The sequence below is a fragment of the Streptomyces sp. NBC_00162 genome (assembly GCF_024611995.1).
In the GTDB taxonomy this organism is placed as follows: Bacteria; Actinomycetota; Actinomycetes; order Streptomycetales; family Streptomycetaceae; genus Streptomyces.
Map to the genome: position 1 here is coordinate 6,040,186 of NZ_CP102509.1, position 15,218 is coordinate 6,055,403.

The 15,218-nt window shown below is 70.8% G+C and carries 15 protein-coding genes; 10 read left to right on the forward strand and 5 right to left on the reverse strand.

Features of this window, described 5'->3' with window-relative positions; translation table 11 throughout:
• On the forward strand, positions 1–888 hold the full coding sequence (locus JIW86_RS28025; RefSeq protein WP_257556632.1) for a TIGR01777 family oxidoreductase: 888 nt from the start codon (positions 1–3) through the stop codon (positions 886–888).
• A 198-nt stretch (positions 889–1,086) separates the two neighbouring features.
• Positions 1,087–2,358, forward strand: a complete 1,272-nt coding sequence (locus tag JIW86_RS28030) for an NAD(P)/FAD-dependent oxidoreductase (RefSeq protein WP_257556633.1) — start codon at positions 1,087–1,089, stop codon at positions 2,356–2,358.
• Between the two features lie 50 nt (positions 2,359–2,408).
• Here JIW86_RS28030 and JIW86_RS28035 read toward each other — a convergent pair whose 3' ends face one another.
• Positions 2,409–3,848: a regulator gene (locus JIW86_RS28035; RefSeq protein ID WP_257556634.1), complete on the reverse strand. Its 1,440-nt coding sequence runs from the start codon at positions 3,846–3,848 to the stop codon at positions 2,409–2,411.
• 172 nt (positions 3,849–4,020) lie between these two features.
• Between JIW86_RS28035 and JIW86_RS28040 the strand changes: the two genes are divergently transcribed.
• The 5 genes from JIW86_RS28040 to JIW86_RS28060 all read left to right on the forward strand — a co-directional run bounded on the left by JIW86_RS28040 (position 4,021) and on the right by JIW86_RS28060 (position 7,339).
• Positions 4,021–4,317 carry a hypothetical protein gene (locus JIW86_RS28040; RefSeq protein WP_257556635.1) on the forward strand — a complete coding sequence of 99 codons (297 nt, stop codon included), beginning with the start codon at positions 4,021–4,023 and terminating at the stop codon, positions 4,315–4,317.
• 43 nt (positions 4,318–4,360) lie between these two features.
• A complete protein-coding gene (gene lipB, locus JIW86_RS28045) occupies positions 4,361–5,158 on the forward strand; it encodes a lipoyl(octanoyl) transferase LipB (RefSeq protein ID WP_257556636.1) in 798 nt (265 codons plus the stop codon).
• 110 nt (positions 5,159–5,268) lie between these two features.
• Positions 5,269–6,219 (forward strand): lipoyl synthase, encoded by a 951-nt coding sequence (gene lipA, locus JIW86_RS28050; protein ID WP_257556637.1) that lies wholly within the window; start codon positions 5,269–5,271, stop codon positions 6,217–6,219.
• Positions 6,220–6,432: 213 nt separating this feature from the next.
• Positions 6,433–6,630 carry a hypothetical protein gene (locus tag JIW86_RS28055; RefSeq protein ID WP_136215599.1) on the forward strand — a complete coding sequence of 66 codons (198 nt, stop codon included), beginning with the start codon at positions 6,433–6,435 and terminating at the stop codon, positions 6,628–6,630.
• Between the two features lie 10 nt (positions 6,631–6,640).
• Positions 6,641–7,339, forward strand: a complete 699-nt coding sequence (locus JIW86_RS28060; protein WP_215140637.1) for a DUF4191 domain-containing protein — start codon at positions 6,641–6,643, stop codon at positions 7,337–7,339.
• A gap of 84 nt (positions 7,340–7,423) precedes the next feature.
• On the opposite strand, the gene JIW86_RS28065 is transcribed toward JIW86_RS28060, so the two are convergent.
• Positions 7,424–7,891 (reverse strand): RDD family protein, encoded by a 468-nt coding sequence (locus JIW86_RS28065; protein WP_215140636.1) that lies wholly within the window; start codon positions 7,889–7,891, stop codon positions 7,424–7,426.
• 185 nt (positions 7,892–8,076) lie between these two features.
• Here JIW86_RS28065 and glnA point away from each other — a divergent pair, with 185 nt between their 5' ends.
• Positions 8,077–9,486 (forward strand): type I glutamate--ammonia ligase, encoded by a 1,410-nt coding sequence (gene glnA, locus JIW86_RS28070; protein WP_257556638.1) that lies wholly within the window; start codon positions 8,077–8,079, stop codon positions 9,484–9,486.
• A gap of 142 nt (positions 9,487–9,628) precedes the next feature.
• Complete coding sequence (locus tag JIW86_RS28075) at positions 9,629–10,135, forward strand: hypothetical protein (RefSeq protein ID WP_257556639.1); 507 nt, start codon at positions 9,629–9,631, stop codon at positions 10,133–10,135.
• Between the two features lie 79 nt (positions 10,136–10,214).
• On the opposite strand, the gene JIW86_RS28080 is transcribed toward JIW86_RS28075, so the two are convergent.
• Complete coding sequence (locus JIW86_RS28080) at positions 10,215–10,868, reverse strand: TetR/AcrR family transcriptional regulator (protein ID WP_215140633.1); 654 nt, start codon at positions 10,866–10,868, stop codon at positions 10,215–10,217.
• 87 nt (positions 10,869–10,955) lie between these two features.
• Between JIW86_RS28080 and JIW86_RS28085 the strand changes: the two genes are divergently transcribed.
• Positions 10,956–11,726 carry an SDR family NAD(P)-dependent oxidoreductase gene (locus JIW86_RS28085; protein WP_257556640.1) on the forward strand — a complete coding sequence of 257 codons (771 nt, stop codon included), beginning with the start codon at positions 10,956–10,958 and terminating at the stop codon, positions 11,724–11,726.
• Between the two features lie 9 nt (positions 11,727–11,735).
• Here JIW86_RS28085 and JIW86_RS28090 read toward each other — a convergent pair whose 3' ends face one another.
• Together JIW86_RS28090 and aceE are read right to left on the reverse strand one after the other, a co-directional pair.
• On the reverse strand, positions 11,736–12,254 hold the full coding sequence (locus JIW86_RS28090; protein WP_257556641.1) for a DUF4240 domain-containing protein: 519 nt from the start codon (positions 12,252–12,254) through the stop codon (positions 11,736–11,738).
• Between the two features lie 112 nt (positions 12,255–12,366).
• Entirely contained in the window at positions 12,367–15,051 is a 2,685-nt protein-coding gene (aceE, locus tag JIW86_RS28095) for a pyruvate dehydrogenase (acetyl-transferring), homodimeric type (protein WP_257556642.1), read from the reverse strand.
• Positions 15,052–15,218 lie beyond the last annotated feature (167 nt).

Genomic DNA, 15,218 nt, shown 5'->3' on the forward strand with positions numbered 1-15,218 from the left:
ATGCGTATCGCGGTCACCGGTTCCACCGGTCTCATCGGCAGCGCCCTCGTGCGGTCCCTCCGGGCGGACGGGCACGAGGTGGTGCGGTTCGTGCGCCGCCCGCCCGCCTCAGGCGACGAGGCGCGGTGGGATCCCGCAGGGGGGTACGTCGATCCCGCCGGGCTGGCCGGGTGCGCGGCTGTCGTGCACCTGGCCGGGGCCGGGGTGGGGGAGCACCGCTGGACCTCCGCGTACAAGAAGGAGATCCGGGACAGCCGGGTGCTCGGCACGGCCGCCCTCGCCCGGGCCCTCGCCGCGCTCGGCGAGCCGCCCGCCGTGTTCGTCAGCGGTTCCGCGGTCGGCTATTACGGGGACACCGGCGACCGGGCCGTCGACGAGGACGCCCCGGCCGGGCACGGCTTCCTGCCCTCCGTCTGCGTGGAGTGGGAGGCGGCCGCGGAACCCGCACGCGCGGCCGGGATCCGTACCGCCTTCGCCCGTACCGGCCTGGTCGTCGCCCGCGAGGGCGGGGCCTGGGGGAAGCTGTTCCCCATCTTCAGGGCGGGAGTCGGCGGCCGGCTCGGCAACGGGCGGCAGTACTGGTCGTACATCTCCCTCCATGACGAGATCGCGGCCCTGCGGCACATCATCGACACCCCCGGCATCGAAGGCCCCGTCAACCTCACGGCCCCCGAGCCGCTGACCAACCGCCAGGTCACCGCCGCCATGGGCCGGGTGCTGCACCGGCCCGCGCTGCTGCCCGTACCCGCCCTGGCCCTGCGCATCGTGCTGGGGGAGTTCGCCGAGGACGTGCTCGGCAGCCAGCGGGCCCGGCCCGCCCGGCTGCTGGAGTCCGGCTTCGTCTTCCGCCACCCCGGCATCGAGGACGCCATCCGCGCCGCCATGTAGCAGTACCTGTCCGGCCGCGCGGCGCGGCTGCCCGGCGTGGCTGTGCGACCAGCGTGCGACCGGTTGTGACCCGGATGCGACCACCGTGCGACCGGAGTTGACCACAATCCCGCAATACCCCGGTCAACTCGGGTTCCCCTGGAGTCGGTTGGGGGAAGGAGGTCGAGACACAGCCGCGCCGACCTCGGGGAGGGGCACGTGCTCAGCAGCTCACACCATTCCGCACACCATGCGGACGTCGTCATCGTAGGAGCCGGAGTCTCAGGACTCGCGGCCGCGCACCACCTGATCGCAGCGGGGGTAACGGTCACCGTCCTGGAGGCGTCGGGCGACCCCGGCGGCCGGATGGCCACCGTGTCGGCCGACGGGTTCCGGCTGGACCGGATCGGCCAGTTGCTCAACACCTCGTACCCGGAACTCGAAAGCACTCCGGGTCTGGCAGGCCTGCCCCTGCGCAACTTCGCGCCCGGGGTCCTGGTCCACACCGACGGCAAACAGCTCCGGGCCGGAGCCCTCACCCCGGCCCGCGCCCTGGCCAGCGGCTCCCTCGACCAGGCCCGGCTCAGCGCCGCGCTCGGCCGGCTCGCCGCCCTGCCCGAGGAACGCCTGCTCGCCCGGCCCGAACGCACCGCACTGGCCGCCCTGCGCTCCCGCGGCCTGCCACCGCGCACCGCGGCCGGCGTGCTCCGGCCGCTGCTCTCGACCCTGCTCCGCGATCCGGCACTCACCACCTCCAGCCGGGTCGCCGACCTGGCCCTGCGCACCTTCGCCCGCGGCCGCCTCGCCGTGCCCGAGGGGGGAGCCGCGGCCCTGCCCGACCGGCTCGCCGCCGGCCTGCCGCCCGGCACCGTCCGCACCGGGGTCCGGGTCCGGTCGGTGGCGACCAACCTGGTCACCACCGAGGAGCACGGCGACTTCAGCTGCCGCTCCGTCCTCCTGGCCACTGGGGCCCGCGCCGCCGCCGAACTCCTGCCCGGCCTGCGCGTGCCCGCCTTCCACGAGGTCACCGTCCTGCACCACGCCACCGCCGCACCCCTGCCCTGGGACGGCTCGCTGCTCCTGGACGGCGACCCCAAGTGGCCCGTCTCCCACACCACCGTGATGAGCGCGGTCGACCCGACACGGGCCCCGGCCGGGCGGAGCCTGGTCACCACCACCGTGCTCGGCCCGCCGCCACCCCCGCGTACGGTCGCCTCACGGCTCGCCCGGCTCTACGACACCGCCACCCGCGACTGGCAGCTCCTGGCCGTCCACCACACCCCGGAGGCCGTCCCCGCCATGCCCCCGCCCTACGACGTACGGCGCCCGGTGCGCGTCCTGGCCGGGCTGTACGTGTGCGGGGACCACCGCGACACCAACACCGTCCAGGGCGCGCTGCACTCGGCCCGCCGCGCCACCACCGCCGTCCTGCGAGACTTCGGCATCCCGCTCCCGGCCGCCCGGGAGCCCGCACTCCCGGTGGCGGCCTGAGAACCACCAAGTGAGGGGCCCGGCACCCTGCGGGGAGCCGGGCCCCGGGTTCACGACAAGGCCGCCACCCGGTCCCGGTACGTCCGCACGGCCGAGGCGTCCCGGTACGGCTCCAGCCGCCGCTCGAAGTCCCGTACGTACTCCACTGCCCGCACCGACCGCATCTCCATCGCCTGCTGCGCCGCCTCCGCTCCCAGCGCGCACGCCTGGTCCAGCTCGCCCAGCCCCAGCCGGGCCGTGGCCAGCACCACCCGGCAGAACAGCCGGGACCGCGCGTAGGCCGGCGCCCGCAACTGGAGCGACCGCTCCGCGTGCTGCGCCGAGGCCCGGTACTGCTGGAGGTCCCGGTGGCAGTGCCCGAACTCGTCCGCCAGCTGCGCCTCGTCGAAGTACCGCGCCCAGTGCGGCACGTCGTCCCCGGGCCGGGCCGCGCCCAGCGCCCGCTCGGCCCGCACCAGCGAGGCCGTCGACGCCCGCACCTCGCCGAGGACCGCGTGCCCCCGCGCCTCCGCCGAGTGCAGCAGCGCCTGCACCACCGGCGGGGGACCCGAGCCGACGCCCTGCTGGGCGACGCGGGCCAGTTGCACCGCCTCCCGGCCGTGGCCCAGGTAGACCGCCTGCCGGCTCATGGTGACCAGCACGTACGAGCCGTACGGTCGGTCCCCGGCGGCCTGGGCGAGCCGCAGCGCCTGCACGAAGTACCGCTGGGCGAGACCGTGCGCGGCGATGTCGTACGAGGTCCAGCCCGCGAGCCGGGTCAGGTCGGCGGCGGCCGAGAACAGCCGTCGCCCGGTGGTCTCCCCGTAGGTCCCCCGGAGCATCGGCTCGGCCTCGTGCTCCAGGTACCGGACCAGGGCCTGCCGGGCGTGCCCGCCGCCGTAGGCGTGGTCCAGGGCGCGGAAGAGCTCGCTCACCGAGCGCAGCGCCGCGATGTCCCCGCCCGTCACCCGTTGCCCGGGCCCCCGGTCGATCTGCCGCTGCCGGGGCACCGAGGATCGCCCCTGCACCGGAACCCGGGCCGCCACCGGGTCCGTGCCCCGCCCCACCCGTTCATCGGCCCGCCCGATCAGCCAGTCCCGGCTGGGCACGACCAGCCCGGCCGGGGTGAAGGCGATCTTCCGGAGCTCGGCGTGGGATCCGGAGTCCTTGCGCCACAGGCCGCTGGCGATGTCCACGGCCTCCTCCGGGGTCGCCGCGAACTCCAGGCCCGCGTAGACGGGCGCGCAGGCGTCCAGGCCCAGATCCTGCGCGGAGAGCCGCCGCCCGAGCCGCCGGGTGAAGACCTCGGCGATCAGCGCGGGGGTGGTCCCGCGCGGCTGCTGCCCGCGCAGCCATCGGGTCACGGAGGTTTTGTCGTACCGCAGATCGAGACCGTGTTCCAGGCCGAGCTGATCGACGCGGCGGGCTAGCCCGGCGTTGGAGAACCCGGCTTCCGCGATCAGCGCCGCGAGCTGCCGGTTGGGGACGCGCTGGGCAGGTCGTTCCGTCATCGGCTCCACGGTTTCCGTACGTGACGGACCGGAGTCCCGGCCCTGTGAACGGCGTGAATGTAGCGGCGAACCTCGTCCACACCGCCCTCTCTGCCCCACATTCATCCGATCGTGTGCAGAATCGGTAGGACCCTTTACGGACTGACCCCTTCCGTCCGCGTACGCTGCGCCCATGACCCGCCGGCCCCACCGTGCGCGCCTTCCCCAGGAGCGTTCCGAATCCACCGCTCCGCTGTCTCCGCCCGAGCTGACCGAGGCGGAGTGCCGCAGGTGCGGTACCTACATCGCGGGGCTCGACGGCCGGTACGCGTGCGGGGTGTGCGGCTGGGTCAACGACCACTCGGAGGGCCACCGGCGGCTGCCGACTGCGGACGAGGACCCGGACCGGCCGCCGAAGGGCCGGCGCCGGCCCAAGCAGCTGCCGTGGCCCCCTCCGGAGCCTCCGGAAGGGCCGCCGTACCCTTGCTGAGTGCGATACGTGCACACAGCAGGTTCAACGAGGAGGCGCTGCGGTGGCTGAGCTTGGGTTTGTCCATCTGGGCTTCGGACCGGAATCCGTCGAGTACACCCGGGCCTGGGAAGAGCAGCGCCGGGTGCACACCGCCCGCTTCGCGGACGAGATCGAGGACACCTGCCTGCTGCTGGAGCACCTGCCGGTGTACACGGCCGGCCGGCGCACCGACCCCAGCGAGCGCCCCCTCGACGGCACGCCCGTAGTCGACGTGGACCGCGGCGGCAAGATCACCTGGCACGGCCCGGGCCAGCTGGTCGGCTACCCGATCATGAAGCTGCCCCGCCCGGTGGACGTGGTCGCCCACGTCCGCCGCCTGGAGGAGGCGCTGATCCGCACCGCCGCCGAGTTCGGCCTGGAGACCACCCGCGTCGAGGGCCGCAGCGGCGTCTGGGTCCTGGGTGACCCCATCGAGGAGCGCCCCAAGATCGGCGGCCTCTCCCTCGACTTCGACCCCCGGATCGGCGACGACGAGTTCGACGCCCGTCTGAACGGCCCCGAGTACGCCCCGTCCAACGCCGGCCAGCGCCGCGAGGACCGCAAGCTCGCCGCCATCGGCATCCGCGTCGCCAAGGGCGTCACGATGCACGGCTTCGCGATCAACGTGAACCCCGACAACACCTGGTTTGACCGGATCGTCCCCTGCGGCATCCGCGACGCGGGTGTGACCTCGCTCTCGTACGAACTGGGCCGCGAGATCACCATCGCCGAGGTGCTGCCGGTCATCGAGCGCCACCTGAAGGACGTACTGGAGCACGCGGAGCTGAAGCCCCGCGAAACAGAGCCGGCCGCGAGCTAGCCGCCTGGGAATGGGTCCGGCCTCTCGCAGGTTGGCCGACGTAAGAGCGTACGAAATTACGGGCGTACCCTGGTGGGCGCCCGAACAATCGAAGTCACAGGGAGCCGGTCGTGTCCGCAGTCGCACCCGACGGACGCAAGATGCTGCGCCTGGAGGTCCGTAACGCCCAGACCCCCATCGAGCGCAAGCCCGAGTGGATCAAGACCCGGGCGAAGATGGGTCCCGAGTACACCAAGATGCAGGCCCTGGTGAAGGGCGAAGGACTGCACACGGTGTGCCAGGAAGCCGGTTGTCCGAACATCTACGAGTGCTGGGAGGACCGCGAGGCCACCTTCCTCATCGGTGGCGACCAGTGCACCCGGCGCTGTGACTTCTGCCAGATCGACACCGGTAAGCCCGAGGCCCTGGACCGGGACGAGCCGCGCCGTGTCGGCGAGTCCGTGGTCACCATGGACCTGAACTACGCCACCATCACCGGCGTCGCGCGCGACGACCTGGCGGACGGCGGCGCCTGGCTGTACGCGGAGACCGTGCGCCAGATCCACCAGCAGACGGCCGGCCGCGAGGCCGGGCACACCAAGGTCGAGCTGCTGGCCCCCGACTTCAACGCGGTCCCGGAGCTGCTGGAGGAGGTCTTCGCCTCCCGCCCCGAGGTCTTCGCGCACAACGTCGAGACGGTGCCGCGGATCTTCAAGCGGATCCGCCCCGGCTTCCGCTACGAGCGCTCGCTCGAGGTGATCACCAAGGCGCGCGCCTACGGCCTGGTCACCAAGTCGAACCTGATCCTCGGCATGGGCGAGGAGCGCGAGGAGGTCTCGCAGGCCCTGAAGGACCTGCACGAGGCCGGCTGCGAGCTCATCACCATCACCCAGTACCTGCGGCCCTCGCCGCGGCACCACCCCGTGGAGCGCTGGGTGAAGCCGGCCGAGTTCGTGGAGCTGGCGAAGGAGGCCGAGGAGATCGGCTTCTCCGGTGTGATGTCCGGCCCGCTGGTCCGGTCGTCGTACAGGGCCGGGCGTCTCTACACCCAGGCGATGGAGAAGCGCGCGTCGGCCGTGTGAACTCGCGCACAAAACCTTACTAGGCAGTAACACCGCATCGGCGCGGCCCCTAGGCTCTTTCACAGGAAGAGCCCGGTGGGCCGCGTCAATGTTTCGAAAACGTTTGACCAGCTGGTCATGCGCTGGTAACACCAATCAGTGACGATGGATCCACGCACCGCACACACCCCCGCACGCCATGCAGACGTGAGCACCGTGAAAGGGATCGACATCATGCAGGCCGCGCCCGTACGCGCCATCGCCATCCCGACCTTCTCCGACGCCTTCCGCGGCATCGAGTCGCTGCTCATGAGCGGCGCCCGGCGCAACGCCTGGACGGCGGTGCTGGAGGACCGCCGCAGGGCCAAGGATCGGGTCGAAACCGAACACGTACTTGAGGCCGCGGCGACCCGGACCCCGCAGGCCACGTAAACTTCGCTTTATGGCGAGGAAGTCAAACGCAGAGACTGCTGCGAACCCCGGGCGACTGAAGCAGATCGCCCTGACGTACAAGATGACGCGCAAGGCCGACCCGAAGGTCGGTCTGATCGTCGCGGGCGTGGGAATCGTCACCTTCGGTGTCTTTCTTGCGATCGGCTTCCTGATCGGCCACCCGGTCTACCTGGGCATCCTGGGCTTCCTGGTGGCGTTCCTCGCAATGGCGATCGTCTTCGGACGACGGGCCGAGCGGGCTGCCTTCGGGCAGATGGAGGGACAGCCGGGAGCGGCCGCGGCCGTACTGGACAACGTGGGCCGGGGCTGGACGACCACCCCCGCCGTCGCGATGACCCGGCAGCAGGACATCGTCCACCGGGCCGTCGGCAAGGCCGGCGTCGTGCTGATCGCGGAGGGCAACCCGAACCGGGTGAAGCCGCTGCTCGCGAACGAGAAGAAGAAGCTGGCCCGGATCATGCCGGACGTGCCGGTGCACACCTTCATCGTGGGCACGGGCGAGGGCGAGGTGCCGCTCAAGAAGGTGCGCACCACCCTGCTCAAGCTGCCGCGCGTGCTGGCCGGCCCGCAGATCACCGAGGTCAACGACAAGCTGCGTGCCATGGGTGACCTCATGAGCAACATGCCGCTGCCGAAGGGCCCGATGCCCAAGGGCATGCGGATGCCGCGCGGCGGAAAGATGCGCTGACCCGCTGAGCTGATTTTCGTATACGACACAGGGGCGCCCCCCGAACCGGCCGGTTCGGGGGGCGCCCCTGTGTCGTAGGTCTTCTCAGATGCGGACCTGCACGGCGCGCGCCAGCCGGTCGTGCAGGCCGCGGCCGTCCCGGTCCCAGATCAGCGCCGGGATGACCAGGGCCAGCAGCGCCGTGCGCAGCACCACCCGGCCGATGCCGAGGCGGCCGCCGCCCTCCGCGATCACCCGGAGTCCTACGATCCGCTTGCCGGGGGTGAAGCCCACCGTGCCGACCGTCAGGATGCTCAGGGCGACGAAGAGACCGAGCGTCCAGTTCCCCGTAGCGCCCAGGTTGCCGCCCGTGATGAGCCCGTACGCAATCACCTGGCAGCCGACCCAGTCGAGGAGGACGGCCCCGAGCCGGCGGCCGAACCGCGCCACCGAGCCTGGCCCCTGCTGCGGCAGGCCGAGCCGCTGACCCGGATGGCCGAAGTCGACGCCCATCTCCTCCGCGGCCGCGCGAGGGCCGGAGAGCCACGATCCGATTGCTTGCCTGTTGTCCACCCGAACACGGTACCGGTGCGGCCTCGCGGCCTTCGGGCGGGACCCTGGTTAACTTGTGCGAAACAAATGGGTCATGCTTGAGAAATCCCGTCTGCTTATGGTCGGGTCAGCGTGCGGCACCGCACTGACGCACCACGAGCTATAAAGCCCGTCCCTCCCCCGGGACCGGGAGTAGGAGGAGTTGGATGTTCCAGAACGCCGACGAAGTGAAGCAGTACATCGAGGAGAACGACGTCAAGTTCGTCGACGTCCGCTTCTGCGACCTGCCTGGTGTGATGCAGCACTTCACCATTCCGGCGCGGGCGTTCGACCCGGCGGAGGAGCTCGCCTTCGACGGATCCTCCATCCGTGGCTTCCAGGCGATCCACGAGTCCGACATGGCGCTGCGTGCCGACATCACCACCGCGCGCCTGGACCCGTTCCGCAAGGACAAGACGCTCAACATCAACTTCTTCATCCACGACCCGATCACGGGTGAGGCCTACAGCCGCGACCCGCGCAACATCGCGAAGAAGGCCGAGGCGTACCTCGCCTCGACCGGCATCGCCGACACCGCGTTCTTCGGCCCCGAGGCCGAGTTCTACGTGTTCGACAGCGTGCGCTTCGCGACCTCCGCGAACGAGGGCTTCTACCACATCGACTCCGAGGCCGGCGCCTGGAACACCGGTTCCGAGGAGAACAACCGTGGCTACAAGGTCCGCTACAAGGGTGGTTACTTCCCCGTAGCCCCGGTCGACCACTTCGCCGACCTGCGCGCCGAGATTTCCCTCGAGCTGGACGCCCAGGGCCTCCAGGTCGAGCGCCAGCACCACGAGGTCGGCACCGGTGGCCAGGCCGAGATCAACTACAAGTTCAACACGCTGCTGGCCGCGGCCGACGACCTGATGCTCTTCAAGTACGTCGTGAAGAACGTCGCCTGGCGCAACGGCAAGACCGCGACCTTCATGCCGAAGCCGATCTTCGGTGACAACGGCTCGGGCATGCACGTGCACCAGTCGCTGTGGGCGAACGGCGACCCGCTGTTCTACGACGAGGCCGGCTACGCGGGCCTGTCGGACACCGCGCGCTACTACATCGGCGGCATCCTCAAGCACGCCCCGTCGCTGCTGGCGTTCACCAACCCGACGGTGAACTCCTACCACCGCCTGGTGCCGGGCTTCGAGGCGCCGGTCAACATGGTGTACTCGCAGCGCAACCGCTCCGCCGCCATGCGCATCCCGATCACGGGCTCGAACCCGAAGGCCAAGCGCGTCGAGTTCCGTGCTCCGGACCCGTCCTCGAACCCGTACCTCGCCTTCTCGGCGCTGCTCCTCGCGGGCCTCGACGGCATCAAGAACAAGATCGAGCCGATGGAGCCGATCGACAAGGACCTCTACGAGCTCTCGCCCGACGAGCACGCGAGCGTCCCGCAGGTCCCGACCAGCCTCGAGGACGTCCTCAAGGCCCTGGAAGCCGACCACGAGTACCTCCTGGCCGGCGGTGTCTTCACCCCCGACCTGATCGAGACCTGGATCGACTACAAGCGCACGCACGAGATCGCCCCGATCCAGCTGCGTCCGCACCCGCACGAGTTCGAGCTCTACTTCGACCTCTAAAAATGCCTGATGGGAGGCCCCCCGCCGCACTCCACGGAGTGCGGCGGGGGGCCTTTCTGCTTTGACAGCCCGCCGAGCCCGGGCGAGGGTGGAAATGACCCTAAAGGCCCGATAAGCGATATATGTTCGGAGGTGCATGAAGATGCGCCGTAGGATCGTCGCGGCAGCCATGGCGGGCGCCGCAGGAGTCGCGATCGGCCTGATGCCGGTCGGCATAGCTTCCGCCAGTTCCACCGGTGGTGGCGGTTCGTGGAGGTGCTCGGACGGGCGCTGGAACGACTGGCGCTGGGACGAATGCTGCAACCGCGACTGGCGGGACCGTCCGAGCTGGTGCTGGGACGACGGCGGAGTCGGCGGCAACGGCGGCAACGGCCGCTACGACCGTTACGACTGGGGCAACTGGAACGACTCGAACTGGCGTGACTGGAACTGGAACGACTCCGGCCGTGGCGGCAACGGTAACTGGGGCAACGACGACTGGGGCAACGGTCGCGGCGGTGACGGCGACTGGGGCAACGGCCGTGGTGGCAACGGTGACTGGGGCAACGGCGGTGGCGGCGGCAACGGTGACTGGGGCGGTGGCGGCGGCAACGGTGACTGGGGCGGAGGTGGCGGCGGCGGTAACGGTGACTGGGGTGGCGGCCGCTGACGCAGGTCAGGACACAGGCTGAAGCAGGTCAAGGCACCCAGGGCCACCGGGCCGATCCGATGCCCCTGTTCCGCTGAGCTCAGCGGAACAGGGGCATCGCGCCTGTGAGGTCGCGCAGGCAGCGGACCGCGAGTTCGGCGGGGGAGCCGGGGCCCGAGACCGGGTCGTCCGTGGTCGACCACAGCTCCAGGGAGATCCGGATCGCGTCCGTCGCCGCCGCGGCGAGCAGGCGGACGTCGAGGGGGTCGGCAGCCGGGCCCGCCAGCCGCGCGACCACCGGGACCAGGCGCTCTTCGGAGTCCTGGTTGACGCGGTACCAGACCGCCCGCAGGGCCTGGTCGGTCGCCGCCGCGCGCAGCAGGCCGCGGGTCACCTCCAGGCCTTCCTCTATCGCCTGGAGGTCGCTCAGCGACCGCGTGACCGCGCGTTCCAGGGCCTCGGCGAGCGGTGTGCCGGGGTCCTCTTCGGCGAGCAGGGCGCGCCAGGCGTCGCCGCCGCCCGCGAGCAGCGGGGCCACCGCCTCCTGCTTGTTGCGGAAGTAGCGGTAGAACGTACGCAGCGCCACGCCCGCGCGGTGGGCGATGTCCTCGGCGGTCGTGCCGTCGGGGCCGTGCTCGGCGAAGAGTTCGCAGGCCGCGCGGGCGATGTCGAGCTGGGTGGCGGCCTTGCGGCGCTCGGTCAGCGACTGGGCTCCGGGGCCGGCCTGGGGAGAGTACGGACGAGGGGATCTCACGCAGTGAAGCGTACCCCTCGGAAGCAAGCCTGATTGCACTCTTTGTCACCCTGGCAAAACGTGTCACCGCTTCGGTACGCTCACCCCATGAACCGTTACGAAGGACGTCGCGTCCTCATCACCGGCGGCGGCTCCGGCATTGGCCAGGCCACCGTCCACCGCATCCTCGCCGAGGGCGGCCGGGTCCACACGGCCGACGTCAGCGAGGCCGGTCTCAAGGCCACCGCCGAGCGGGCCGCCTCGGACGGTACGGCGGACCGCCTCACCACCGCGGTCCTGGACATATCCGACGAGAACGCGGTCAAGGAGGGCGTGGCCGCCGCGGTCGGCGCCCTCGGCGGGATCGACGTACTGGTCAACGCCGCCGGTATCCTGCGCTCCGCGCACACCCACCAGACCACGCTCGACCTCTGGAACCAGGTCATCGGGGTCAACCTGACCGGCACCTTCCTGATGATCCGCGAAGCGCTCCCGGCGCTGCTGGCGGGCGACCAGCCGGTCGTCGTGAACTTCAGCTCCACCTCGGCGTCCTTCGCCCACCCCTACATGTCCGCCTACGCGGCCAGCAAGGGCGGCATCCAGTCCATGACCCACGCGCTGGCGGCCGAGTACAGCAAGCAGGGCCTGCGCTTCGTGGCCGTCGCGCCCGGATCCATCGAGAGCGGCATGACCACCGGCAACGGCCCCGGCCTGCCCGAGGACACCGACTGGTCGCTCTTCGCCAAGCTCGCCCCGGCCATCGGCCAGGGCTTCGCCGGCCCGCAGACCGTGGCCGGCGTGGTCGCCATGCTGGGGTCCGAGGACGGCGCGTTCATCACCGGCACGGAGATCCGTATCGACGGCGGTACCCACTGCTGAGCGGCGGCCTCAGCTCCTGAAGCGGTCCCAGAGCCGGGGGAAGCGCTCCGCGAGCACGGCTTCGTTCTCGAAGTCCAGCGCGGCGCCCTCCGGCTCTGCCGGCTGCAGCGGGACGCCCAGGTCCGGCGCCACCGAGCCGGTCAGCTGCTCGTACGCCTCGTCGGCCGCGTACCCCAGCTCCTCGCCGTCACCGTCGATCTCCTCGTCGAACTCGCCCAGGAGCTCCGCGAGCTGGTCGGGATCGTGCACCCCGCCCTCGAAGACCTCCCGGCCCTGGCCGATCAGCCAGCAGCGGAAGTAGTCGAAGGCGTCGTCGCTCGCCCCGTCGAGCAGTACCCAGGCCGCGCCCCACAGGTCCCAGGTGTACGCCCGGTTGTACCGCGACTCGAAGTGCCGGGCGAAGTCCAGGACGGAGTCCGGGTCGAGCTGGGCCAGCCGCTCCACGAGCAGCTCGGCGTGTTCCTCGGGGTCGCCGTCGGCGGCCTCGCGGGTACGGTCGACGATCTCCCAGAACTCCGTCTCGTCCATCACCGCTCCAGCATCACGGGTTCGCCCCCGCGCCGCCACCGCGCGTACGGCGAAAGGCCGGTGTCCGACCCCTTCGGGGCGGACACCGGCCTTTCGCGGTCGGTCACTCGACTCAGAGGCCGTAGCGCTCCCGGGCCTCCTTGACGGAGGACGCCGGTACCTCGCCGCGACGGGCGAGCTGGGCCAGTGCGGCCACCACGATCGACTGAGCGTCGACACCGAAGTGGCGGCGGGCGCCCTCACGGGTGTCGGACAGACCGAAACCGTCCGTGCCCAGCGAGGTCCAGTCCTGCTCCACCCACTGGCTGATCTGGTCCGGGACCTGACGCATCCAGTCGGACACGGCCAGGACCGGGCTCGTGACACCCTCCAGCGCGCGGGTGACGTACGGGGTGCGGACCTCGCCGCGCAGCAGCGCCTCGTCGCACTCCAGCGCCTCGCGGCGCAGCTCGCCCCAGGAGGTGGCGGACCAGACGTCGGCGGCCACGTTCCACTCGGCGGCGAGCAGCTTCTGCGCTTCCAGCACCCAGTGGATCGCGGTGCCGGAGGCCATCAGCTGGACCTTCGGGGCGTCCGCGGCCGGGGCCGCCTCCGCCAGGTCCGCCGCCGTGTTGAAGCGGTAGAGGCCCTTGAGGATGCCTTCCTCGACGCCCTCGGGCATCGCGGGCTGCACCTTCGGCTCGTTGTAGACCGTGAGGTAGTAGAAGACGTCTTCCGGCTGCTCGCCGTACATCCGGCGCAGACCGTCCTTGACGATCACCGCGATCTCGTACGCGAAGGCCGGGTCGTAGTTGAGCGACGCCGGGTTCGTGGACGCGATCAGGTGCGAGTGGCCGTCCGCGTGCTGCAGGCCCTCACCGGTCAGCGTGGTGCGGCCGGCGGTGGCGCCGACGATGAAGCCCTTGCCGAGCTGGTCGGCGAGCTGCCACATCTGGTCGGCGGTGCGCTGCCAGCCGAACATCGAGTAGAAGATGTAGAAGGGGATCATCGGCTCGCCGTGCGTCGCGTACGACGTGCAGGCGGCGATGAAGTCGGCCATGGCGCCGGCCTCGGTGATCCCCTCGTTGAGGATCTGGCCGTCCTTGGCTTCCTTGTAGTACATGAGCTGGTCGCGGTCGACCGGCTCGTACGTCTGGCCCAGCGGCGAGTAGATGCCGGCCGACGGGAAGAGGGACTCCATACCGAAGGTACGGGCCTCGTCGGGGACGATCGGCACCCAGCGCTTGCCGGTCTCCTTGTCCCGCATCAGGTCCTTGACGAGCCGGACGAAGGCCATGGTGGTGGCCATCTCCTGCTTGCCGGAGCCCTTGAGCAGCGGGGCGAAGGAACGGTCCGCCGGAGCCGGCAGGGCCACGTGCTTGACCTTGCGGGCCGGGGCCGGACCGCCGAGGGCCGCGCGGCGCTCGTTCAGGTACTGCACCTCGGGGCTGTTGGCGCCCGGGTGGCCGTACGGGACCTGGCCGTCGGCGAAGGCGCTGTCCGGGATCGGGAGGCCAAGGAGGTCACGCATGTCCTTGAACTCGTCGATCGTCAGCTTCTTCATCTGGTGGTTCGCGTTCTTCGACTCGAACCCGGCACCCAGCGTGTAGCCCTTGACGGTCTGCGCGAGGATGACCGTCGGCGCGCCCTTGTGCTCCAGGGCGGCCTTGTACGCGGCGTAGACCTTGCGGGGCTCGTGGCCGCCGCGGGAGCTGTGGAAGCACTCGGCGATCTTCGCGTCGGACAGCACGCCGGCCAGCTGCACGAGCTCGGCGTTGGCGCCGAAGAAGTGCTGGCGGATGTAGGCCACGTCGCGGGTCGCGTACGTCTGGAACTGCGCGTCGGGTACCTCGCGCAGGCGGCGTACCAGGGCGCCCGTGGTGTCGAGCTGGAACAGCTCGTCCCAGGCGGAGCCCCACAGCGACTTGATGACGTTCCAGCCGGCGCCGCGGAACTGGGCCTCCAGCTCCTGGACCACGCGGAAGTTGGCGCGGACCGGACCGTCGAGGCGCTGCAGGTTGCAGTTGATGACGAAGGTCAGGTTGTCGAGCTGCTCGCGGGAGGCGAGGGCCAGGGCGGCGGTCGACTCGGGCTCGTCCATCTCGCCGTCGCCCAGGAAGGCCCAGACGTGCGAGTTGGCGGTGTCCTTGATGCTCCGGTTCTGCAGGTAGCGGTTGAAGCGCGCCTGGTAGATCGCGGAGAGCGGGCCGAGGCCCATGGACACCGTCGGGAACTCCCACAGCCACGGCAGGCGCCGCGGGTGCGGGTAGGACGGCAGGCCGTTGCCGCCGGACTCCTGGCGGAAGTTGTCGAGCTGCTGCTCGGAGATCCGGCCGTCGAGGAAGGCGCGGGCGTAGATGCCGGGGGAGGCGTGGCCCTGGATGTAGAGCTGGTCGCCCGATCCGTCGGCCTCCTTCCCGCGGAAGAAGTGCTGGAAGCCGGTCTCGTAGAGCCACGCGGCGGAGGCGAAGGTGGCGATGTGGCCGCCGACGCCGTACTTGGAGCCGCGGGTCACCATGGCGGCCGCGTTCCAGCGGTTCCAGGCGGTGATCCTGGCTTCCATCGCCTCGTCACCCGGGAACTCGGGCTCCGCGGCGGTGGGGATGGTGTTGACGTAGTCCGTCTCCAGCAGCTTCGGCAGGGCGAGGCCGGCGGCCTCGGCGTGCTGGAGGGTGCGGCGGAGCAGGTATTCGGCGCGGCGCGTACCGGCGGCCTGGGCGACGGCGTCGAGGGAGGCCGCCCATTCGGCGGTCTCCTCGGTGTCGCGGTCCGGGAGCTGGTCGAGCTCGCTCGGAAGCTTTCCTACGGGGTCGGACATCGGTGTGCGCCGCCTTCCGGACAAAGGAGAGGTGGTGAAAAAATCCCTGACGGGCAGGACAGGGTCGTTGGACCTGGTTGAGGCCCGCCGATGACTGTAAATCGCTGATCGATGATCGATCAAATGAAAGTGACAAAGAAACGTCCATCTGACGAAAGTCGGCACCG